This window comes from Aliinostoc maniaoense (genome assembly GCF_058172895.1).
The window spans coordinates 6,140,039-6,160,854 of the sequence record NZ_CP187952.1 but is presented as its reverse complement, the minus strand read 5'-3'; the positions used below and the strand labels follow the sequence as shown (position 1 = coordinate 6,160,854).

The following is a 20,816-nucleotide window of genomic DNA, read 5'->3' as shown; positions in this document are numbered from 1 at the left end:
GTGGGATTCCAGCGTCACTGACGTTCCTTGCTCCTAATGGACTTGCGTCCAACAGAAGTAGAGGAAACATCTCGACTGGCGTTACTTTGGGGTTGCCCACCCCTAGCGTTTGCACGATTCAAAATTACTTTGGCAGCATTCACATCGCGTTGTTCAATGTATCCGCAATGTGGACAAGAATGAGTTCTAGTGCTAAGTGATTTCTGGACTTTAGCACCACAATTACTGCATTCTTGGCTAGTAAAATAAGGGGGAACAGCAATTATTTCCCGTCCAAATTTCTCGCCAAAGTATTCGAGCCACTGGCGGAAGTTATACCAAGACGCATCAGAAATACTCTTAGCAAGCTTGTGGTTTCTCACCAACCCACTCACATTTAAATCTTCCACGACTACCTTAGCGTTAGCTAGGCATAAGTTACGCGCTAATCTTTTAGCGTGTTCATTCCTTTGTCGAGTTACTTTTAAATGTTTGCGAGCATAAACACCACAAGCTTTTCTTCTGCCAGATGAACCCTTCTTTTTCTTATAAATATTGCGCTGAACCCGCTTGATATCTTTCTCAGCTTTACGCAAATATCGTGGGTTTTCTTCATGCTTGCCGTTGCTATCAGAGTAAAAATACTCCAAACCTACATCAAGTCCGATTTCAGATGTAGTTAATGGAGTTTCTTGCTTGTTATCAAGTTTCACGCAAAACTGCACATAATACCCATCTGCACGACGAACAATCCTAACTCTTTTGATTAATTCAACAGGATAAGTATGAATATCCCATTTACCTAATAATTTGAGTTCACCAATACCTTTCTTATCAGTGAATGTTATTCGGCGTTTTGTTGGATGTAACTTCCATCCAGATACTTTGTACTCAACAGAACGACTATATTTTTTGAATTTTGGATAACCTTTTTTGCCTGGTTTTTTTGCTTTGCAGTTATCAAAAAACCTGTTGATAGCGCGTTCTATGTTTTCTACTGATGCTTGGCAAGCATGACTGTTTAAATCATTAACAAATTTAAATTCTGCCCTTAATTGAGTGTTGTATTGGTACAATCCCTTTTTGCTAATACCGTGATTATCCATCCAATACCTAAGTACTTTGTTCCTGACAAACTGGCTTGTACGGATAGCTTCATCTATGGCTTTAACCTGTGCTTTTTTGACAACTGCTTTGTACTCCATTACCAACACTCTTGCAGCACCTCCTTTTATTGTCTATACTCTATTTAGTATACACGGAATATCTAAAAATGACAACCAAAAAAGGACAAAAAAGAATAAAAAATATACCAATATTGCATGATGAAGTTAAAGCCAAAAGAACCGTAGTTTTAACACCATTCGCTTGGCAGAATATTAAATTGGAGGCACAAAAGAGGGGAATTAGTGCTAGCGAGTTAATCGAGGAATGGGGACGGCGAATAAATTCGCCAACGGCTAACCCCCATGTCTAAAGTCAGGGGCTTGCTCGCCGTTGATATTTTGGTCAGGACTCACGCAGCTTGTATATTATTTTAAGTTCGTAGTATATGTAGGGTATGTTAGGCGTAAGCCGTAACGTACCCTACACATTCTGAATTACGAATTACTTAGCTTGCTTTACTGCGTAACGCTCCGCGAACTCGCTTTGCGAGTATTACGAATTACCCTTGATGGTGGAGAACATTTTCTAACAGGGGTGCTAATTCTTGATTTAACCTACCAGCTTTGACAAATTCTGCATAGGTGTCTGCCTCAATTGCTAGTAGTTTTTCTTGAAACTGTTCAGTGATGAAATGCTGAATATTGGGGTACTCATCTTGTAATTTTTCGAGCTTGGTGTGAATTTCTGCCATCTCCCCTGTGATGAGTGTTTCTTGATAGCGAACAAACTCCGGTTCAATTCCAGGGTGTTGTTCTGTCTGGAGATATTGCAAAACTCTTTCTAAGGCAATATTGCGCGCTACCATTTCTAAATACTCTTCTTTTAAGGGTGCATCACCTAACAAATTCAATTTTTGTAATAGGGGTTTGATGGTCAATCCTTGAACGAGTAAGGTAAATAAAACCACACCAAAAACAGTAGCAATAATAGTTTCTCGTTCGCCTAAAATTGTGGGTACACTCAAAGCTAAAGCAATGGAAACAGAACCTCGTAAACCACCCCACCATAAGATAGTTTGATCAGGTAAACTAATACCTGATTTGGTGATATTTTTACTGACAAAGCTCAGAATGTAAATTGCCACAAATCGCATTAAAATCATGGCAGTTACAGTTACCCCAATGATGGGTAAATTTTCTTTGAGGCTAGCGAAGCGAATTTGATCACCAATTAGCAGAAACACTATGGAGTTGACGAAAAAGGCTAAAAATTCCCAGAACTCAGAGACGATAATGCGAGTGCGGGGATTCATGCCAATACGAGAACCAAAGTTACCTAAAATTAAGCCTGTGGTAACGACTCCAATGACTCCAGAACCACCCAAATCTTCTGTAATTAGGTAAGTACCGTAGGCGGAAACTAAGGTTAATGACTGTTCTACCATTGGTAAATCAAAGCGTTGGGTGAGGTAAGAAATTCCAAAACCAATTAAACCTCCCACCGCTAAACCAATACCGACTACTTGAAAGAACTCTAATAATATTGGTTGTATTCCTAATTCGGCATTTCCCAAGGGTAAGGCTACCAAAAAACCAAAAGCAACTACTGCCATACCATCATTAAAGAGGCTTTCTCCTTCCATGAGGGTGACTAGGCGCGTTCCCACACCCAATTCCCGGAATAAGGCGGTGACAGATACAGGATCAGTTGCAGATAGACTTGCGCCGATGAGTAAGGCTGTAGTTAAAGATATTCCCGCTATTTGATTGAGTCCAATGGCGACTCCAGCAATAGAAATAACTACCCCCAAAATGGCATATAAGCAAATTGGCACAAAATATTGCTTTAAATCTGACCATTTGAGATTCCAGGCGGCTTCAAATAAGAGGGGTGGGAGAAAGATAAACAGAATTAAAGCCGGGGAAAGAGTGACAAGGCGGACATCCACCACCGCTAAACCTAAACCAACTATAACTAGTAGTAGGGTATAGGGAATTTGACGAAACCAACTAAATATCTGTGGTAGAGTCGCTACGCCTAAAGAGACGGAGAGAACTAAAAGAAACTGCTTAAGATTAGAAGCGATCGCTTCTTCTCCCATTGTTGATTCAATTACCATAGGGAAAATCTGTGTATAATTCTGCACTGCTTATTAAACAGTAAACAGTTAGTTATTCTATTGACTGATGACGACATTCATCAAGGTATCTAAAAGGCGATCGCGTGATAAAGATGTAAGTTCTTTACCGTGTAGAATCTCTTGTACAATTACGTAGGATACCAGTGAACCGAAGAAAATGTGCGCCATTGCGTCTGGATCACTAATGCCTAACTCTGGATGAGATGTAAAATATTGACTGAGTATTTGCCGACTTCTTTGTACAACGCTTTGGTTGTAAAGTTTGACTAATTCAGGAAAGTTGTTTGATTCGGTGATCATCAACCGCAACAATCCTAAATAATCGGGGTTATCAGCTACTTTTGTTAAATAAATTTCGGCTACTTGACGTAGTAAAATTGCTGGTTCACCGTGTAATTGTGTGTTATTAAATATACTTTGAAAACAAGATATAGTTAATCTTTCCATCAATGCTTTAAACAGTCCTTCTTTATCTCGAAAGTGACTGTATATCGTTTGTTTTGAGACTCCAGCCGCCGCACTCACCCTATCCATACTAGTTCTCGCGTAACCTTCCTGCAAAAATACCCGGGTAGCACCTTGTAAAATTTGTTCCCGTTTTGGTGGGATGGTTAAAGGGGCGGTTGAGGCGGGTGCTTCTAGTTCGGAAGTAGGGGGTTTAGCCATAAAGAGTAAACTTTTTTGCATAATATCTTGCCTATATCATACTGGACAGTCTAGTATGATGACAAAAATATTTAATCGTCATTGAGGGTGCTAATATGACACAGACTGCCCCAATTCCACCAGAAAATCTCACTGATACCCCAGTATCGAAGCAGCCGCAGCACCGCAAACCACCCATTCCTTTACTGATAGGGGGATTACTGTTAGTTAGTGGCATTGGCTATGCTGTATGGCGTAGTCAACCGCAAAGTTTAGGGGATGTGCTGAAAGTCAGTGGACGCATTGAAGGTTACGAAACCGAGATTGGGGTGAAGCGTGGGGGTAGAATTGAATCAATAACAGTGCGGGAAGGGGCAGCAGTCAAGCAGGGACAAGAGTTAATTAGATTAGACGACACCGCAGATCAATTACTACAAGAACAACTACGGGGTGCAGAAGCGAGAGTGACATCGGCTGAATATGATGAACAGCAAGCAGTTTCCGATGTCGAGCAAGTCGCCAGAGAAATTCAACAAATTAACAGTCAAATTAACGAAGCCAAACTGAATTGGCGACAGTCGCAAGGAGATAGCGTCGGCAAAATTGAGCAAGCACAGTCAAATGTAGCCGCCGCCGAAGCCCAACTAGTGCAGGCACAAGCGCAAGTAAAACAAGCAGCCGCCGAAGTCAGTTTAGCTCAAATCAACCGCGATCGCTATGCCCAATTAGTCAAAGAAGGGGCAATAAATCAACAACAATTTGATCAAGCCCAAACCACCCTGAACACAGCCATAGCCACCCTCGAAGCACGACAAGCCGCAGTCAACGCCGAGCGTCAAAAATTAAGTGCAGCATTAGGCGCGTTAAGACAAGCTAGAACCACAGGTTTAAATCCTGAAATTCGTAACACTCAGTATGTGGCATTAGTCAGAAGACAACAGCAAGCTTACGCCCAACTCAAATCAGCCCAAGCCAAAGTCAAATCTGCCCGTGCCAAAGTCAAAGATGCCCAAGCATCAAAACAGCAAATCCTCACCCAAATAGAAGACTCCAAAAAAGATTTAAACGTAGTCAGTCCCTTAGATGGCGTAGTTACAGCCCGTAGTGTTGAGCCAGGTGCAATAGTTAGCAGTCAGACAAATATTTTGACCATTGTTGACCCCAAAACAGTCTATTTTCGCGGATTTATTCCCCAAGGTGATATAGGCCAAGTCCGCCTCGGACAAACAGCGAAAATCTTCATCGACTCTGCACCAAATAAACCCCTCGACGGTAAAGTCATCGCCATTGATCCTCAAGCCTCATTCACACCAGAAAATATTTACTTTCAAAAAGATAGAGTCAGACAAGTAGTAGGCATCCGTATCCAAGTACAAAACCCGGATGGCTGCTTCAACCCCGAAAATCCCTACACAAACTCAAATTTACCCTGCGCCAAGATAGGAATGCCAGCAGATGCCGAGATTGATTTAGAGGCAAAAGGAAGTTGAAGGCAAGTCTGGGCAGGGGGAGAATCAATTCAAAATTCAAAATTCAAAATTCAAAATTCAAAATTCAAAATTCAAAATTCAAAATTCAAGAATTGCTCACACACTCTCTCTGCGCCTCCGCGTCTCTGCGTGAGAAAAAATCCTGATTCTTAAATATGCAACAATCACTTACAACCTCCCCCAAAAACACACCCCCATCCTCTACACCTCCAGCCATCAAAGTTCGTAGCTTACACAAACATTATGGCAACCTAGCAGCAGTACGAGGAATTGATTTTACAGTCCACAAAGGCGAAATGTTTGGACTAATTGGCCCTGACGGCGCAGGGAAAACCAGCACCTTTCACATTTTGGGGGGAGTTATGGAAGCCACCGCCGGAGAAGTGCAGATATTTAATCAACCTGCAAGAGATGCCAGATTAATGACAGGCTATCTGACTCAACAGTTTTCCTTGTATTTAGATTTGAGTATTGATGAAAACTTGCGTTATGCAGCCGGGTTGCGACAGGTAGCAGACGATTTGTTATGGGAAAGGCGCAATAAATATTTAACATTAATGAGTTTAGAGCGATTTGGCGATCGCTTGGCGGGACAACTTTCAGGAGGGATGAAACAAAAACTGGCGTTGTGTTGTGCTTTGGTGTCGCAACCAGAGATTTTATTACTAGATGAACCTACCACGGGAGTTGATCCTGTTTCCCGGCGAGAATTTTGGGATGTGCTAGCGGAATTATCCGCCGAGGGGATGACAATTGTTGTCGCCACACCGTATTTAGATGAAGCTGAACGCTGTCACCGTGTCGCCTTGATGTACAGTGGAGAAATTCATGAAATTGGCACACCAGCAGAATTAAGAGCTAACTTAGGCTTACATCGCCTAGAATTACGGACAGACAATCTAGAAGCTACCGAAGAACTACTTTCCCAGAGTGATCAGACAAGTATAGTAGATGTGCAGATATTTGGCGATCGCTTAGATGTCCTCGTTCCTGATTTAGATATTGGAGAAAGTAAAGTTCGTGAATTATTAGAACAAAATAACTTACCCTCACCCAGTATTGAACATGGCGAACCCACATTAGAAAACGTCTTCGTCACCCGCTTACGTCAACAAGGTTCTGCGCCGCAGTTTTTCCTATTTCCGCGTTCTCGAAAAAGGGGACTAATCAATTCAAAATTCAAAATTCAAAATTCAAAATTAGAGAATTGCTTACTCAACAGTCAACCGTCAGCATTAGCTATCTATGCGCGTAACCTGAGCCGGGTGTTTGGTAAGTTCCAGGCGGTGAAGGATGTTAACGTTGAGGTGCGTTATGGTGAAATTTTTGGGTTGTTGGGTGCTAACGGTGCGGGAAAAACTACCACGATTAAAATGCTGTGCGGGTTGTTAGCAGCAAGTGATGGCGAAATTTCCTTGGGTGGTGAAACTGGAAATCTGCGGAGTGCAGACTTACGGCGGCGCATCGGTTACATGAGTCAAAAGTTCACCCTTTATGATGATTTAACCATTCTGCAAAACTTAGAATTTTATAGCGGCGTTTACGGCGTACCTCGGAAATTACGACGGGAAAAAATTGATTGGGTAATTGCTACCTGTGGCTTAGAAGGGCGAGAAAATATGCTTACCGGACAGTTACCAGGCGGTTGGAAACAACGGGTAGCCTTTGGTGCTTCGGTTATGCACGAACCAGATATTTTATTTTTGGATGAACCCACATCAGGGGTAGATCCTTTAGCACGTCGTCAATTTTGGAAGCTAATTAATGATTTTGCTCGTAATGGTACAGCTATTTTAGTCACTACTCATTATCTAGAAGAAGCAGAACAGTGTAATCGGATGAGTTTTATGGTGGCAGGGGAAACCGTCGCTGAAGGTTCACCTAGTTTTATTAAAGCCTCACAACCAGGCAAGTTAATAGAAATTATGGTTAATCAAAATCAAGCTGCTTCCAAGTTACTCAAACAACATTTTGAAGCGTGGCGAGTTTCAATATTTGCTGATAGTTTACATATTGTCCTCGACAATCCCGAAGTTGAAATTAATCAAATCAGGCAACTTTTAGCATCATCTCAAATCAGCATCAATTCTCTACGCTCTATCCCCTTTTCTTTAGAAGATGCCTTTATTGGTATAGTAGAGCGATCGCAAATTTAATAAAAAACGGAAATTCTCGCCAATCCCCAATCGCCATGAAAAGAATTATTAGTCAATGTATCAAAGAAATAGCCCAATTTCGCCGCGATCGCCTAACTTTAGCCTTAGCATTTCTCTTGCCATTTATTACTTTAATAATTTTTGGTTTTGCTATTAGATTAGAAAGTAAAGATATTCCTCTCATTGTCCAAGATTTTAGCCGTAGTAACTTAAGTAAAAGTTATATTGAAAGATTATATGCCACGAATCAATTTATTCCAAAAGCATGGTCTGGCGATCATCCTACACGGGATGCTATAGATAAAGGAATTGCCAAAGCTGCGGTGATTATTCCGCCAGAATTTAGCCGTGATATTCAAGCGGGTAGAAATACCACTGTGCAAATATTAATTGATGCTACAGATGTGAATAATGCCCGTGTAATTAGAGGTAGTATTCAACGAGTTACTAACTTTTTCATGCAAGAGCATGGACTTTTACCTGATACTAATACTATTACAGCTAGAATGCGTTTATGGTTTAATCCTGGTAGATTAGAATCATTGTATATTGTGCCGGGAGTGTATGGGGTTGTTCTGTGGATTTTTCCTTCCTTGTTAGCTGCGATCGCAATGGTTCGAGAAAAAGAAAAAGGCACAATTTTACAAGTTTATGCTTCTAGTATTAGTGCCACAGAACTATTACTTGGTAAAGGATTAGCCTATTTATTAATTGCCATTGCTGAGACATTAGTAGTCATGGGATTAGGTGCAATTATTTTTCAAGTAGGCATAGTTGAAAACCCCATTACATTACTAATTGGAACTTTATTATTTCTTGCAGATAGTGTTTTATTCGGTCTACTTTTAGGAGTTCGTAGTAGTAATCAAAATGCGGCTGTGCAAGGTGTTTCTCTAGTGGGTTTTATTACATCATTATTACTTTCTGGATTTATTTATCCCCTCAATAATATTCCTTTCCCCTTATCACTAGCACCTAATATAGTTCCTGCACGTTATTACATTGATGTTACTCGTGATGCTTTTGTACGCGGTATCGGGTTTGCTGGAGTTTGGTTTGATTTATTCATGCTTGCTGTCTTGGGATTACTGTTTTTCAATGTGTCGCGTCGGATTTTGAGCAGGATGCAGTTACCTAATTAAATTTGAACGCAGAGAAACGCAATTATGAAATTTATTCAACAATTATTTGAAAGTCCATTTTGGGCATTGGTACGTAAAGAAATTAATCAAATTTTACGCAACAAACAGTTAATTGTTTTGTTGATTATACCGCCAACGGTACAATTATTGCTTTACGGAACTATTCTCAATCCTGATGTGCATAATTTACGCTTAGGTGTCATTGACTATGCTAATGTTAACGCCAGTCGTGAGCTAGTTTCAGCTATGACATCAAATCGGATTTTTACTTTGGAATCTATACCAAGTAGTGAAACAGAATTGAGTCGCAAAGTAGAAGAAGGAAAGCTAGATGTGGGTGTGATTATTCCCCCCGATTTTCCCCGTCAATTGACAAAAAAATCAGCAGAGATTCAAGTATTTATTGATGCTGTAAATGCCAATACAGCCGGGATTGCTAGTAATTATATGAATCAAATTATTCAGCAGTATAATCTGCGGTTAACTCCTGGTAAAACTAGTCCTCCAGTATCACCACAAGTTGTATTTCTGTATAACCCTGGATTAACTAGTAGTTGGTTTTTTGTACCAGGAGTGATGGGTTTAGTGTTGACATTAATTAGCACATTAGTGTCAGCCGTTACGGTTGTGAGGGAGAAAGATACAGGAACGATAGAACAATTATTAATGACTCCGGCGGCGAACTGGGAAATATTATTATCTAAAATTGTTCCCTTGGCATTTTTATTAATGGGAGACGTTTTACTGGCTATCACTTTAGCAACTGTAATATTTCATGTGCCGTTTCGAGGTAATTTTCTGCTATTTTTAGCTTTATCAAGTATGTATGTATTTGTAGGAATTAGTTTAGGGATTATGTTAGCTACTGTGAGTAGTTCTCAACAGCAAGTAGTTTTGACATCTTTCTTTATTAATTTACCAATTGTACAGACTTCTGGCGCGATCGCACCCATTGAAGCTATGCCACCATTTTTTCAGACTTTGTCTCTACTTAATCCCCTGCGTCATTATATTGCGATCGTGCGGGGTATTTTGCTCAAGGGTGTTGGTTTAGATGTTCTGTGGATGAATGTTTTAGCTTTGGTTGCTTTTGCTGTTGTTTTATTAACTATTAGTGTTAGTAAGTTTCGCAGTCAATTAAGTTAGGGGTGTAGGGGTGTAGGGGTATAGGGGTGTAGGGGTGTAGGGGTGTAGGGGTATAGGGGTGTAGGGGTGTAGGGGTGTAGGGGTGTAGGGGAAGAAAAACGTGTTTCTTCTATATTTTGGTAGTCCAGTAGGGTGTGTTAGCGACAGCGTAACGCACCACCCAAAGCTCGTGCAAAATATTCATTTTCCCTACGCTCTTACACCCTTATACCGTTTCTTGATGTAGCTTACCTGGCGTAGCCATAGATGCACTTTATTCTGTACTGTAGAGACGTTGCATGCAACGTCTCTACATCATTTATTTGGCTTAACTTCATAGAGAATTGGTATTACACCCTTACACCCTTACACCCTTACACCCCTACACCCTTACACCCCTACACCCCTAACTATATCCATCCCAAATTACAGGAAAAGTATAATCTGAAAACAGAGAAAAATTCGGCGTTTCTGCTTTGGTCTCTGTGTCCAGAACTTTGATAACTTTGTTATAAATATCTTCTGCTTGTTGGGGTGAATCACCAATGCTAGTTAATCCTAATTTACCAGACTGAGACAAACAACCCATGAGATGAAATACTGTACCGGTTTCTGTGCAACTATCAAAATGTAATCTGTGGTGAGCGATAATATCCATTAAATCATTAGGTAATAATCCCCGATAGCGGTCTTTTTGTAAGTTATCTGTGGCAATATAATATTTGGGACGACCTTGTTGACTATAAAATAATCCTGTAGATAGGTCATAACGACCATTAGTTAATAATTTTAAGGTCATGAATGGATGGGTAGTACCACCTTTGCGGAGGTTGATTTCAATTGCTTGGATATCCCATTCACCGTTACCTTGATCTACTGTAATGAAATCTACACCAAATCTTTCTAAAGCACCTTTTTCTGCTAATTTTCTCCCTACTTGTAAACCTAATTGCTGTAATTGCAAACGATAACTTTCATCGGCGGGAAAGCGGCAACCGAGATAAATTTGTCCGTCGGGTCCGCCGAGAATTTGGTCATGGGTGGAGAGAATTTCTACTTCTCCAGTAGGGGTAATACGTCCTTGAACGCTAGGGGAACGTTTGATTTCTCCCTCCACAAACGCCTCAACAATTGCACCTAATTCGACAATTCTGTTGGCAAAATTCAGCCAGTTTTCTTGTTTAGCTTGAAAACGCATTGTCGAAAAGCGATCGCTAATTGCTGCTACTCTTTCTACATGAGTACCTTGTCCTGGTGCTGTGTGCATAATTGGACGTAAATCTAGCAGTGCGTTTCCTTCCCCAGAAATCCCTTCATTGAGTTTGACTACCATTCGTTGTAATGTCGGCTGACGTTCCCATAATTCACTCGCTGCTACCGCTAAATCTTCAGCATTCCAGACTAATTCACTGCCATCTGGATGAGGAACACCACTTTCTGCAAAAATTTGCCGACTCCCGCTTTTTGTCCCCCAAATTTGCAACTCTGGTGCAGCCGCATATAATGGCACATCTAATTTTAAAGATAATTCTGCTTCTAAATTGGTGGAGTTATAGCAAACCATCAATGATTTTTCTAGTCTGATAGCTTGGCGGATTCTTTCAATTAAGCGCGGACGTTCTAAAATTTTTTGACTGAGAGGTTTAGGCGAAGAATCGTAAGTCGAAAGTAAGAGTAAACGATTACGAGCATGAGAAAAAGGAATACCAGGAAGTAATTGTAAATAATAATCAATAATACTGGGATGTAATGGCATTGATGTCACATAAATTAACCGAGTGCGGGGATTTCTTAACCGCATCAAGGCAAAAAGTAACCTTTCTTCATAATGTTCAAACCCTTCAACTTTCTGAATTTCGCGCTGGTCGATACTGAGGGAAGGAATGACGATAATATCCGCCTCACCAGTATCAAACAACTCGATAGTGTTCCAGCGATCGCGCAAAGTTATTTGCAGACGATGAAACTGATCAATTTGTTCTAATTCTGCCACATTTAATGTCACCATAATCCCTACCCCATCATGATCCCCATGCAGACTATAACTCTTATATATCTCAAAGCAACTACCATATTGCAGATATTGCAACACTTCTTTTATCTAATAATTCTAAAAACCTTCATAAAACTCAAAAATTCTCTTTCCCATTCCCTATTCCCCTAAGCCCATTCCCCAATATTATGTATAGAGATGTTGCACAAATATTAATGACTGATTTACTTTTGCAAAAGCACTCTAAAATAAGAAAACATTCTTTGCGAATTAATTACTGAACTTGACTTGTATCGGGGGGTACACATGAGCCGTCCAATCATTCTTGGTATTGTTGGTGATAGTGCTGCTGGCAAAACTACACTCACGAGAGGAATTGCTCAGGTACTTGGCCCGGAAAATGTCACGCTCATTTGTACCGACGATTACCATAAATATGACCGCCAACAACGGGCAGAAATTGGCATTACAGCTCTGCATCCAGACTGCAATCATTTAGATATCATGCAGCAGCATCTCTCACTGCTCCGCACAGGTCAACCAATTCTCAAACCAGTATATAGCCACAAAACCGGGACTTTTGAAGCACCGCATTATATTAAACCTAATAAATTTGTCATTATCGAAGGCTTACTAGGTTATTCTACCCGTGCCGCCCGTGATTGTTATGATGTGAAAGTCTACCTTGCACCGCCAGAAGACCTCCGCGCCACCTGGAAAGTAAAACGAGATACTCAAAAACGCGGCTACACCCCAGAACAAGTGTTAGCAGAATTGGAAAAACGCGAACCAGACTCAGAGCAATTTATTCGTCCTCAAAGACAATGGTCGGATATAGTAGTGAGTTTCTATCCCCCAGAAGGCGAAAGAGATGAAACTAACGGACACCTGAACGTGCGTTTAGTTTTGCGTCCTACCATTCCCCACCCAGATTTTACCCCGATTATCAATTTAACCGATGGTGATTCTGGTTCAGCGATTCGCCTGGGATTAGACCGAGATATGGGTAAACCAGTAGATGTGTTAGCAGTAGACGGTCACGCCACCTTAGAACAGGTGAACAAAATCGAACATATCATCTGTTCCGATATGCCCCATTTAAGAAGTGTATGCGATCGGGAGAGCAACCCCGAAATTGGTAAAATCGCTGGTACAACCGGCGAGACACTACAAAGTTACCCCTTAGCACTCACACAGCTAATTATCACTTACCATATGCTCAAAGCAACGCAGACATATCAATGAATCATTTTGTTGGGCATAGGGCATGGGGAATTGGGCATAGGGCATAGGGCATAGGGAATTGGGCATAGGGAATTGGGCATTGGATATGACTTACTCTCTACCTTGTCTACCTTGTCTCCCTTGTCCCCCTTGTCCCCTGCTCCCCTGCCCCCTGCCCCCTGCCCCAACCTCCTGCCTCCTTAAAAGTTCATTCCCCCTGATGGAGAAAGAGCGATGCAAAACACACAAATTACATCACAACTTCGCCTGTGGACAGTTGAAGAATATCATCGCATGGCTGAGGCTGGGATTTTTGGTGCAGAGGAAAGAGTTGAGCTTTTAGAAGGAAAAATTATTTGGATGATTGCGAAAGGAACAGCTCACCGTTCAGCAGTGGGTAGAACTGATTACTTATTCAAAAATCAACTCGTAAATCGGGCTTGGGTATCCATTCAAGACCCAATTAAGTTAAATGAACGCTCTGAACCAGAACCGGATATTGCTGTTGTTAAATTAGATCCTTTAGACTATGCAGATCATCATCCCACACCATCGGAAGTTTATCTAATTATTGAGGTAGCAGATAGCAGTCTGAAATTAGATTGTGAAATTAAAGCTCAGGCTTATTCCCAAGCCGGAATACAAGACTATTGGGTATTAGATGTAGTTAGCCGTCAACTTTACGTCTTCCGCCAACCAACTCCAGAAGGTTATCAAAGTAAAACTATTTTGGCAGCAGACAAGACTATTACACCCCTGGCGTTTCCCGATTTACAGATTGGTGTTTTAGAGATGTTACCACCAGTGATATAGTCGCAGGGAGCAGGGAGCAGGGAGCAGGGAGCAGGGAGCAGGGAGCAGGGAGCAGGGAGCAGAGAGTAAAACTCTTCAATTTTGAATTTTGAATTTTGAATTTTGAATTTTGAATTGTTATTCCCTACTCCCTAGATTTTAACTAGCTGCTTGTACAGGTTTTTGCTGAGAAACATTACCAGGGATAGGTTGAGTTTTCATTCCTGGTTCTATGGAAACTAATTCAATATGATTTAACAATGTAGTTACGAACGCAAACAATAAAAACGGTAGGGACAGTAGAACCACAAGCCCGACTGTAGCTAAAGCATATACAGGTCTTCTTGCACCCATCAGTGCTAAAGCTGATGCCAAACTGACGGTAATGGCAATTAACCAAACAATTATTTGACCGTAGATATCACCAAAAGTTAAGGTGCAGACAAAGCGATAGTTTTGAATATTATCTTTGTTCATTATAATTTGCCTCAAGTTTAGTCTTATAGGTTCTACGTTAAAACTATGTTTGGCTACCAGACAATTTCTCAATATTTTTCCAAGGTTTGTAATATCAGTTTACAATTTCATCTTTTTGTTACCATCTCTAGGAATACATCTCATGGCTTGGGAAGATGAAAAAAGGCGTAGGCGCAGCCAGCCGTAGGCATCACTCATCTGATAATTAACCTATGTGCATTTCAGAATTAAGAAATAGTGTGGCTTCTGCTAGTCTACGGCGTTTTAATCCATCCTCAACTGGACTACCAGGATTTATATACAAAATTAATGCTGCTTCTATCTCATCCCATGTCTGATTTTTCAAGACTCTGGTAATAGTCTCGAAATTATTAGCACCGAAGAAGTTAGCACCTAAATTGTAAGCAAAACTTAATAAAGCTCCCTGTTGATATGCGTTTAAATAATCCCAGCCAGGAATTTTCTCTAGCGGTGGGAGATAGTCACGTTCTAATTGCAAAATTAACAATTCGTCAGCCTCTTGCTGGCTAATTTTTTCTCCCAGTTTCCACTCACTACCATCTTTTTTGCAAGTAGAACCCCAGCCAATAGTGTATGGTTTAGCCTTAGTCCGAGGATCTGGATAAGCTTCTAGCTTGCATCCTTCAAATTTTTTAATCAAAGCCACACCAGGCAATGGTAATTTACCATAATTACCACCATACAAATTTTCTTGAATCAACTTATTTAAAGCAGTTTGAGTATCTTTTCCCACTACCCCATCAGCCTCAAGACCTTGTTGTACTTGAAATTGCTTCACAGCCACTTCAGTCTTGTCACCAAAAATACCATCTATCTTGCCTGGATCTAATTTGAGTTTAGTTAATATTTCTTGTAATTGTTTAACTTCTGAGCCTTTTGAACCTTTCCTGATAATTTCAGTAATGCTCATATCCTGGGTGTTAATTATGACTAATAATTACCTTAATTATTAGTAAAAGGGTATTTACTGAGATTTGCAATTATTCTGTAACAAAACTTGATTAGCTGCTACCAGACAAAAAATCAAATTCTGATTGGATATTCCAGGCTCTACCATCATGGCTAAGTAATGTTAATTTGTCAGCAACAAACTCAAAATGTAACTGACGATGAGCAAACTCTGGCCAAGCTGCATGAAAGTTTTGTTTAGTTAAGTCTCGAAACGCCACTGTCATGTGAGGTGCAAAAGGACGCTTTTTAGCCACTTCATCAATAATTTCTAATTTGGTTTCCATGTGTGTCATTAACTGAGCTTGTAATGACAACAATTCTTGACTCCGCACCACATTGATATATATGACACGGGGCGCAAAAGCAGCAAAATTACTCAACGTAACAGATATTGATTGCTGTTGACAACAAAACTCCCTTAACGCCGCTTCCAAATCTGACAAGTGAGCATCTTGCCATTGAAAAGGCGGTTGTAGTGTAATGTGGGGTGGCGACTTTTGGGCGTGTTTACTGCTGTAGTTGTCAGCAAAGTATTGCTTGATGTCGTTGGCGTAATCTTGAATTTCTGCCGATGGTACTAAGGCAATAAAAAACAGTCTCTGGGACAAATTCAAAATGCAAAAAAAGATAACCTTTAAGAATATTAGAACACATTTGCAGAGGTTGCCAGTCAGATGCCGTGGTTTGTCAAAATAGAAGAGGGCAAAGTTGATAAAACTACCTTTGATCAATACGTACCTGCCCATAAAGCCTACGTGCAGGAGTTAATTGCTCAAGGACATAAAGCTAAAACAGGCTATTGGGCAAAACTGGGCGGGGGAATGTTACTGTTTGAAGCCGCTTCTATGGAGGAAGCTGAATCAATTGTGGCTCGTGACCCCTTGGTATATAACGGCTGTGTCAACTACAAATTATACGAATGGAAAATCATTGTCGAATAATACTCACTTAGGGAATATTAGTGTTATACTTTGTTTAGACCTGGATCTATGCGGCTGCAACGCCTAAACCTTGTCAGGACCGGAAGGTAGCAGCAACACAGGATGCTTGTAGTAGGCGTAGTCTCCGGGTCGCCCTATTTTGTTAGGAGCAATCAGCAGCGATGTCAGGTTTTGGAGATTTAGTTCAAAAAGCTTTTTACCTTGGTGTCGGGTTAGCTTCTTACGCTGGTGAGAAAGCTGGAGGAAAGTTATCTGAACTGCGATCGCAAGTCCAAAAACTGGCAGATGAAATGGTGGCAAAGGGCGAAATGAACACAGAAGAAGCCCGCCGCTTTGTGGAAGACATGATGAAACAAGCACAACAGCCACAAGCAACTGCTGACACTGCTGAAAAATCACCACCTTCTGAACCTCGTCGCATCGAAATTTTAGAGGAAGATGAAGAACCCACGGTGAAGGTAAAAGAGGAATCCACTGATAACGTAGATCAACTACGCCGACAGGTGCTAGACCTGCAAGAAGAGTTAAAAAGACTGCAAAACGAGTAGTAAGGCAGTGTTGATTGCTCAACATTCCCCTACCGCAAACTCTCCTCAGTACTCTTTGGCAGTGACTACCGTAAAACTTTGGTGAAATGTCGCACCTCGCGCCCCTCAGAACTTATAATATACATGACCTAGGGTGTACTCTAGTGCTTCCAGCCAAGTAGCACTAACCGTCCTGTTGGGAAGAAATGAAGGGCGTAACATTATGGAACAATGGCAAAAAGATTTAATCGAAATTGTAGAAACGGTAGCGGATGAAGTAGAGCGTTTCTTCCTAGGAATGAGTGAAATGGTAGATACTTTTTTTGAGCTAACAGAAGAAATTTCTGAACAAGTACAAAACTCCATTGCTACTGAAGTAGATCAGTATTTACAGGACATCACTGAACCAATTTTAGAAGCTTATTGGGAATTGGAAGACCTTGTGGTAGATGCTGATCCTGGTTTTCCTTACTCCGTCGAACCTTCTGCTGAACAAAACCCCGCTTGTGTCGGTTGTCAGAATTATCATGGCCATGTTTATGGGGGTAATTTGTTAGTTTGCGGTATGCACCCCCACGGCTGGGATGATGGGAATTGCCCAGACTGGGAACAAGGATAAACGTATATCTTGCACCATTCTCAACAAGCCCTAAAAAACCGGGTTTCTGAACGAAAGATTAAGTTAAGCTGAGGGATTTGCAAGAAACCCGGTTTTTAAAGGGTTTCTGAACGAAAGATTAAGGTTTTAAGCTGAGGGATTTGCAAGAAACCCGCTTTTTAACCGAGGTGCAAGATGTGTGTAAAGGTAAAAGGCAAAAGAGGTTAAAATTAAAACTTGCAGAGTTTTGAGATTGACTTTTATTTTTACCTTTTGACTTATGAGTAATTTATCATCTGAATCTAGCCAAGAAATGAAGTATGGCGAACGAAACATTGCGGAAGGGGAGCTAATTACATTCCCTAATCCCCGTGTGGGTAGACGTTACGATATTAATATTAGTTTGCCGGAATTTACTTGTAAGTGTCCATTTTCCGGTTATCCTGATTTTGCCACCATTCATATTAGCTACATTCCTGATCAGCGTGTGGTAGAGTTAAAGGCACTGAAGCTTTATATTAATAGTTACCGCGATCGCTACATTTCTCATGAAGAATCTGCTAACCAAATTCTCGATGATTTTGTCGCTGCTTGTGATCCTTTAGAGGTGACAGTGAAAGCTGATTTTTCACCTCGTGGTAATGTTCACACTGTGGTAGAAGTGCGTCATCACAAGTAGGGGACTTCTAATTTACAAAATAATCAATTGTTTTGTAGGGCAGGGGAGCAGGGGGCAGGGGGCAGGGGTAGACAAGAAAATTATTTTACTTACGCTTCAACTTTGGCTGGGGAATTAGCACTCAGAGTATCTAAAATTTCTAAAACTTCCCTCTCAAAAGCTACTTGAGCGCGATTAGTCTTACCACCAATATACAAGCGATCGCCTGTTTGTAATGCCCAAATTTGCGAGTGCGAAAAATAACTCATCACTGTCCCCAACATCAGCACCGCAAACCCAACATAAACAATGGGAATACCTGGGTCAGCTTTAATTTGTAAGCCTGTACTCCCAACTACATCGACGATTTTTAATGTGACATTATTAACTTGAGTTGACATCCCCCTGCGGACAGTATCAACTAACTTACCTTGAGCATCATAAATTAATACCATCCCTTGCAAGTCTTTAGCTAATACAGACACACCCTCACTTAAATCTGGCTTGGTGGGTATCCAAGTTCCCCAAATACGTCCTTTACCTTTGGTATCTAATAATGCCATTGGTATTTCAAACACAGGGCTTTTATTCAGACGCACACGGACAGCAGAAATTCCCCAGTCAGTTTGATAGAAAGTTACACCGTGATAACGCAGAGGTTGGTTAACAAAAATCTTTTTGTGGTCAACTTCCTGCCCTTGATTATTTAACACCGACATATCAGAATAAAATTGATCAATGCCACCTGTGGGTGTGTAATCAATCCAAAAGCGATTGACGCGCACAGACCAATCTTTGGGGACTGGTGCAGCTAAAGGGCCAGCATCGATAACATTTTGAATTTGAAAAGTATCGCCGCTAGCAATCATTTCTTGGGCGATAAATCCCGTCATTGCGCCCCAAATTCCCCCTAAAAGAATTGTGACGATACCAATATGAACGATAATTGGGCCGATGCGGCCAATTATGCCTTTACGGGCGTAGAGAATACTATCTTTTTCTTGAAAGATTTTATAACGACGGTTTTGTAATAGGGGAGTTAAAGAGTTTATCGAACCGGTATCTAATTCTGCACTTAAAGCGAGTTTTTGAAATTGTCGTGGTTCTTCGTAATATTTCCAACGACGCGCACCTTTTAAGGCTGGTAACTGACGGGTAAAAGTGCAGGCAGTTAAGCTAGTCCCAAATAATACCAATAAAGCCAGAAACCACCAAGTCCGATAAACATGATCTAACCCTACTACTTGGATGACCTTCCAAGTCAAAAAACCAAATAAAGCGGGGTGTTCTGGGTAATTAGCTTGGTAGAATGCAGGTGATTGACCTTGCTCGATGACTGTACCAGTGACGCTAAATAGAGCGATGATTAGTAAGAGTGCGATCGCTAATCTTAAATCTGTCAGTACAGGTAAAAACTCTCGCCGCAAGTATTTTCCTGGTAGTGACCACCAAGGGGACGCTGTAGAGGTGGAATTATCTATAGTCATTAGTTGAGAAATAGCGGGTTTAGGGGTGTAAGGGTGTAAGGGTGTAGGGGTGTAGGGGTGTAGGGGTGTAGGAGGGTTTATAGGACTTATGGTTAGAAATTGCCTAGGGGAATGCGAGAAATTAGAGAAAATACGCCAAATCCTACTAAAAGCGCGCCGCTAACTGGATTAATCCAACCAGACCAGCGACGTAATTCTAGTAGCTTTTTAATAGCAGCTGTAAAAGTACCAGCTAAAATTAATGGTGCGACATATCCGGCTGTGTAGGAAATTAACAACACAGCACCTAAAACTAAATCCTGTGTATTCGCCACCCAACCCAACAAACTAGCTAAAACGGGTGTGCTACAAGGGGAAGCGACTAAACCGAAAGTCAACCCAATACCGTAGGAACGCACACCCGGCGGTAAGTCTTGAGAAATCCAATTAGTATCACCAAAAGAGGGGAGTTGTAGCGGTAGGGCTTCTAATAAATTTAACCCCATGAGAATGGCGATAATACTGACAATAATCGGTAAACCAATACCTATCTGACCGTAAACTTTACCTACCAAAGCAGCGATTATACCTAAGCCTGCTAGGGTAGTCGCCAATCCCAAGGCAAACCATGTTGATTGTGCTGCGGCTTGCAGACGGCTTTTAGCTTCATATCCACCAATGTAACCAATAGTAATTGGTAGCATGGATAACATACAGGGTGTGAGACTAGTCAGCAAACCTGCGGTAAAAATGATACCAACACTCAAGAAGCTCAGGTGTGTCAGTTGGTGAGCAACAAGAGTATTGGCAAATTGTTCTATTTGGTAAACTTGGGTTTGCAGATTCTCCAGCATGGGATATTAGAGGGCAACAAATGCTTAATCTGCTTGCATTGTAGCTTAATTTGAAGGGCAGGGGGCAGGGGGCAGGGGGCAGGGAGAAAGACAGTTGTTTTGAAGAAAATATAGCGTTTTTTACTCTGGTGAGGTACAAATCTTTGCGTACCTCTGCGCTTTACTTTGCGCCCCTTTGCGTTTCAAAATATTGTCTGTACCTCACTTAACTGGGAATCGCTATAAATTGGATAGTTTATTTTTTGGAAGTGTCTAGAGGCTGTTTAATGATTTTGAAGTTGTAGGTGAGGTGGTGGAAACAGAAGGCTGAGAATTGTTGCGATATTGTTCAACACCCAAGTATCCCAAAAACCAAATTAATCCCACCAAAGTGAGAACCTGAAGAAATTTCTCGACGGTGATGAAGCCACGTAGATATCTATTCATCGTTATCCTTGGGGTTTGATGATTACTACTTGCTTAACTACATAATTTTAATCTAACTTTTCGCAAAGGATTAAGATACGTCAGTATGAATAATGTTTTGGTAT

Annotated in this window: 22 protein-coding genes and 1 other RNA gene; 12 read left to right on the top strand and 11 right to left on the bottom strand. The window is 41.0% G+C overall.

From position 1 onward, the window contains the following. Positions 1–14: 14 nt before the first annotated feature. Positions 15–1,193: an RNA-guided endonuclease InsQ/TnpB family protein gene (locus tag ACPZ3T_RS27015; RefSeq protein ID WP_490272509.1), complete on the bottom strand. Its 1,179-nt coding sequence runs from the start codon at positions 1,191–1,193 to the stop codon at positions 15–17. A gap of 59 nt (positions 1,194–1,252) precedes the next feature. Between ACPZ3T_RS27015 and ACPZ3T_RS27010 the strand changes: the two genes are divergently transcribed. Next, positions 1,253–1,456, top strand: coding sequence for a hypothetical protein (locus tag ACPZ3T_RS27010; protein WP_490272508.1), 204 nt, complete (start codon positions 1,253–1,255; stop codon positions 1,454–1,456). Between the two features lie 189 nt (positions 1,457–1,645). Here the strand turns inward: ACPZ3T_RS27010 and ACPZ3T_RS27005 are convergent, their stop codons facing one another. Beyond that, positions 1,646–3,205: a cation:proton antiporter gene (locus ACPZ3T_RS27005; RefSeq protein WP_490272507.1), complete on the bottom strand. Its 1,560-nt coding sequence runs from the start codon at positions 3,203–3,205 to the stop codon at positions 1,646–1,648. 57 nt (positions 3,206–3,262) lie between these two features. Continuing rightward, complete coding sequence (locus tag ACPZ3T_RS27000) at positions 3,263–3,892, bottom strand: TetR/AcrR family transcriptional regulator (RefSeq protein ID WP_490272506.1); 630 nt, start codon at positions 3,890–3,892, stop codon at positions 3,263–3,265. A gap of 95 nt (positions 3,893–3,987) precedes the next feature. Between ACPZ3T_RS27000 and ACPZ3T_RS26995 the strand changes: the two genes are divergently transcribed. The 4 genes from ACPZ3T_RS26995 (at position 3,988) to ACPZ3T_RS26980 (ending at position 9,805) form a co-directional block, all read left to right on the top strand. After that, positions 3,988–5,361, top strand: a complete 1,374-nt coding sequence (locus tag ACPZ3T_RS26995; protein WP_490272505.1) for an HlyD family secretion protein — start codon at positions 3,988–3,990, stop codon at positions 5,359–5,361. Between the two features lie 155 nt (positions 5,362–5,516). After that, positions 5,517–7,517 (top strand): ATP-binding cassette domain-containing protein, encoded by a 2,001-nt coding sequence (locus tag ACPZ3T_RS26990; protein ID WP_490272504.1) that lies wholly within the window; start codon positions 5,517–5,519, stop codon positions 7,515–7,517. A gap of 35 nt (positions 7,518–7,552) precedes the next feature. Then, positions 7,553–8,659: an ABC transporter permease gene (locus tag ACPZ3T_RS26985; RefSeq protein ID WP_490272503.1), complete on the top strand. Its 1,107-nt coding sequence runs from the start codon at positions 7,553–7,555 to the stop codon at positions 8,657–8,659. Positions 8,660–8,683: 24 nt separating this feature from the next. Further along, entirely contained in the window at positions 8,684–9,805 is a 1,122-nt protein-coding gene (locus ACPZ3T_RS26980) for a DUF2705 family protein (RefSeq protein WP_490272502.1), read from the top strand. A 385-nt stretch (positions 9,806–10,190) separates the two neighbouring features. Here ACPZ3T_RS26980 and ACPZ3T_RS26975 read toward each other — a convergent pair whose 3' ends face one another. Next, positions 10,191–11,792 (bottom strand): peptide ligase PGM1-related protein, encoded by a 1,602-nt coding sequence (locus ACPZ3T_RS26975; RefSeq protein WP_490272501.1) that lies wholly within the window; start codon positions 11,790–11,792, stop codon positions 10,191–10,193. A gap of 291 nt (positions 11,793–12,083) precedes the next feature. Here ACPZ3T_RS26975 and ACPZ3T_RS26970 point away from each other — a divergent pair, with 291 nt between their 5' ends. Beyond that, a complete protein-coding gene (locus ACPZ3T_RS26970; protein WP_490272500.1) occupies positions 12,084–13,022 on the top strand; it encodes a phosphoribulokinase in 939 nt (312 codons plus the stop codon). On the opposite strand, the gene ACPZ3T_RS26965 is transcribed toward ACPZ3T_RS26970, so the two are convergent. Beyond that, positions 13,016–13,189 carry a histidine kinase gene (locus ACPZ3T_RS26965; protein WP_490272499.1) on the bottom strand — a complete coding sequence of 58 codons (174 nt, stop codon included), beginning with the start codon at positions 13,187–13,189 and terminating at the stop codon, positions 13,016–13,018. The two genes, ACPZ3T_RS26970 and ACPZ3T_RS26965, sit on opposite strands and share 7 nt — an antisense overlap. Positions 13,190–13,235: 46 nt before the next feature. Between ACPZ3T_RS26965 and ACPZ3T_RS26960 the strand changes: the two genes are divergently transcribed. Further along, positions 13,236–13,814 (top strand): Uma2 family endonuclease, encoded by a 579-nt coding sequence (locus ACPZ3T_RS26960; protein WP_490272498.1) that lies wholly within the window; start codon positions 13,236–13,238, stop codon positions 13,812–13,814. Between the two features lie 138 nt (positions 13,815–13,952). Here ACPZ3T_RS26960 and ACPZ3T_RS26955 read toward each other — a convergent pair whose 3' ends face one another. From ACPZ3T_RS26955 to ACPZ3T_RS26945, 3 genes are all read right to left on the bottom strand, one after another. Further along, a complete protein-coding gene (locus ACPZ3T_RS26955) occupies positions 13,953–14,270 on the bottom strand; it encodes a hypothetical protein (protein ID WP_490272497.1) in 318 nt (105 codons plus the stop codon). A gap of 205 nt (positions 14,271–14,475) precedes the next feature. Further along, positions 14,476–15,201, bottom strand: coding sequence for a glycoside hydrolase family protein (locus tag ACPZ3T_RS26950; protein WP_490272496.1), 726 nt, complete (start codon positions 15,199–15,201; stop codon positions 14,476–14,478). 91 nt (positions 15,202–15,292) lie between these two features. Then, on the bottom strand, positions 15,293–15,856 hold the full coding sequence (locus tag ACPZ3T_RS26945) for a 2'-5' RNA ligase family protein (RefSeq protein ID WP_490272495.1): 564 nt from the start codon (positions 15,854–15,856) through the stop codon (positions 15,293–15,295). 60 nt (positions 15,857–15,916) lie between these two features. Here ACPZ3T_RS26945 and ACPZ3T_RS26940 point away from each other — a divergent pair, with 60 nt between their 5' ends. The 5 genes from ACPZ3T_RS26940 to queF all read left to right on the top strand — a co-directional run bounded on the left by ACPZ3T_RS26940 (position 15,917) and on the right by queF (position 17,987). Then, positions 15,917–16,183 carry a YciI family protein gene (locus ACPZ3T_RS26940; RefSeq protein WP_490272494.1) on the top strand — a complete coding sequence of 89 codons (267 nt, stop codon included), beginning with the start codon at positions 15,917–15,919 and terminating at the stop codon, positions 16,181–16,183. Positions 16,184–16,220: 37 nt separating this feature from the next. Further along, an RNA gene (ffs, locus tag ACPZ3T_RS26935) (signal recognition particle sRNA small type) lies at positions 16,221–16,317 on the top strand. A 27-nt stretch (positions 16,318–16,344) separates the two neighbouring features. Further along, entirely contained in the window at positions 16,345–16,731 is a 387-nt protein-coding gene (locus tag ACPZ3T_RS26930) for a phasin family protein (protein ID WP_490272493.1), read from the top strand. Between the two features lie 202 nt (positions 16,732–16,933). Beyond that, positions 16,934–17,329: a hypothetical protein gene (locus ACPZ3T_RS26925; protein WP_490277386.1), complete on the top strand. Its 396-nt coding sequence runs from the start codon at positions 16,934–16,936 to the stop codon at positions 17,327–17,329. 259 nt (positions 17,330–17,588) lie between these two features. Further along, the gene (gene queF, locus ACPZ3T_RS26920) at positions 17,589–17,987 is read left to right on the top strand and encodes a preQ(1) synthase (protein ID WP_490272492.1); all 399 of its coding nucleotides are present in this window, start codon (positions 17,589–17,591) and stop codon (positions 17,985–17,987) included. An 89-nt stretch (positions 17,988–18,076) separates the two neighbouring features. Here the strand turns inward: queF and ACPZ3T_RS26915 are convergent, their stop codons facing one another. The 3 genes from ACPZ3T_RS26915 to ACPZ3T_RS26905 form a co-directional block, all read right to left on the bottom strand. Beyond that, complete coding sequence (locus ACPZ3T_RS26915; protein WP_490272491.1) at positions 18,077–19,453, bottom strand: cytochrome c biogenesis protein; 1,377 nt, start codon at positions 19,451–19,453, stop codon at positions 18,077–18,079. Between the two features lie 92 nt (positions 19,454–19,545). Beyond that, complete coding sequence (locus ACPZ3T_RS26910) at positions 19,546–20,286, bottom strand: cytochrome c biogenesis protein CcdA (RefSeq protein ID WP_490272490.1); 741 nt, start codon at positions 20,284–20,286, stop codon at positions 19,546–19,548. 252 nt (positions 20,287–20,538) lie between these two features. Continuing rightward, positions 20,539–20,712 carry a hypothetical protein gene (locus ACPZ3T_RS26905; protein WP_490272489.1) on the bottom strand — a complete coding sequence of 58 codons (174 nt, stop codon included), beginning with the start codon at positions 20,710–20,712 and terminating at the stop codon, positions 20,539–20,541. Positions 20,713–20,816: the final 104 nt, after the last annotated feature.

Coding starts and splice junctions, on each gene's coding strand:
- ACPZ3T_RS27005 (WP_490272507.1), bottom strand. CDS start 3,205: ATGGTAATTGAATCAACAATGGGAGAAGAAGCGATCGCTTCTAATCTT.
- ACPZ3T_RS26925 (WP_490277386.1), top strand. CDS start 16,934: ATGGAACAATGGCAAAAAGATTTAATCGAAATTGTAGAAACGGTAGCG.
- queF (WP_490272492.1), top strand. CDS start 17,589: ATGAGTAATTTATCATCTGAATCTAGCCAAGAAATGAAGTATGGCGAA.
- ACPZ3T_RS26975 (WP_490272501.1), bottom strand. CDS start 11,792: ATGGTGACATTAAATGTGGCAGAATTAGAACAAATTGATCAGTTTCAT.
- ACPZ3T_RS26940 (WP_490272494.1), top strand. CDS start 15,917: ATGCCGTGGTTTGTCAAAATAGAAGAGGGCAAAGTTGATAAAACTACC.
- ACPZ3T_RS26995 (WP_490272505.1), top strand. CDS start 3,988: ATGACACAGACTGCCCCAATTCCACCAGAAAATCTCACTGATACCCCA.
- ACPZ3T_RS27000 (WP_490272506.1), bottom strand. CDS start 3,892: ATGGCTAAACCCCCTACTTCCGAACTAGAAGCACCCGCCTCAACCGCC.
- ACPZ3T_RS26950 (WP_490272496.1), bottom strand. CDS start 15,201: ATGAGCATTACTGAAATTATCAGGAAAGGTTCAAAAGGCTCAGAAGTT.
- ACPZ3T_RS26905 (WP_490272489.1), bottom strand. CDS start 20,712: ATGAATAGATATCTACGTGGCTTCATCACCGTCGAGAAATTTCTTCAG.
- ACPZ3T_RS27010 (WP_490272508.1), top strand. CDS start 1,253: ATGACAACCAAAAAAGGACAAAAAAGAATAAAAAATATACCAATATTG.
- ACPZ3T_RS26930 (WP_490272493.1), top strand. CDS start 16,345: ATGTCAGGTTTTGGAGATTTAGTTCAAAAAGCTTTTTACCTTGGTGTC.
- ACPZ3T_RS26910 (WP_490272490.1), bottom strand. CDS start 20,286: ATGCTGGAGAATCTGCAAACCCAAGTTTACCAAATAGAACAATTTGCC.
- ACPZ3T_RS26990 (WP_490272504.1), top strand. CDS start 5,517: ATGCAACAATCACTTACAACCTCCCCCAAAAACACACCCCCATCCTCT.
- ACPZ3T_RS26915 (WP_490272491.1), bottom strand. CDS start 19,453: ATGACTATAGATAATTCCACCTCTACAGCGTCCCCTTGGTGGTCACTA.
- ACPZ3T_RS26955 (WP_490272497.1), bottom strand. CDS start 14,270: ATGAACAAAGATAATATTCAAAACTATCGCTTTGTCTGCACCTTAACT.
- ACPZ3T_RS26985 (WP_490272503.1), top strand. CDS start 7,553: ATGAAAAGAATTATTAGTCAATGTATCAAAGAAATAGCCCAATTTCGC.
- ACPZ3T_RS26980 (WP_490272502.1), top strand. CDS start 8,684: ATGAAATTTATTCAACAATTATTTGAAAGTCCATTTTGGGCATTGGTA.
- ACPZ3T_RS26970 (WP_490272500.1), top strand. CDS start 12,084: ATGAGCCGTCCAATCATTCTTGGTATTGTTGGTGATAGTGCTGCTGGC.
- ACPZ3T_RS26960 (WP_490272498.1), top strand. CDS start 13,236: ATGCAAAACACACAAATTACATCACAACTTCGCCTGTGGACAGTTGAA.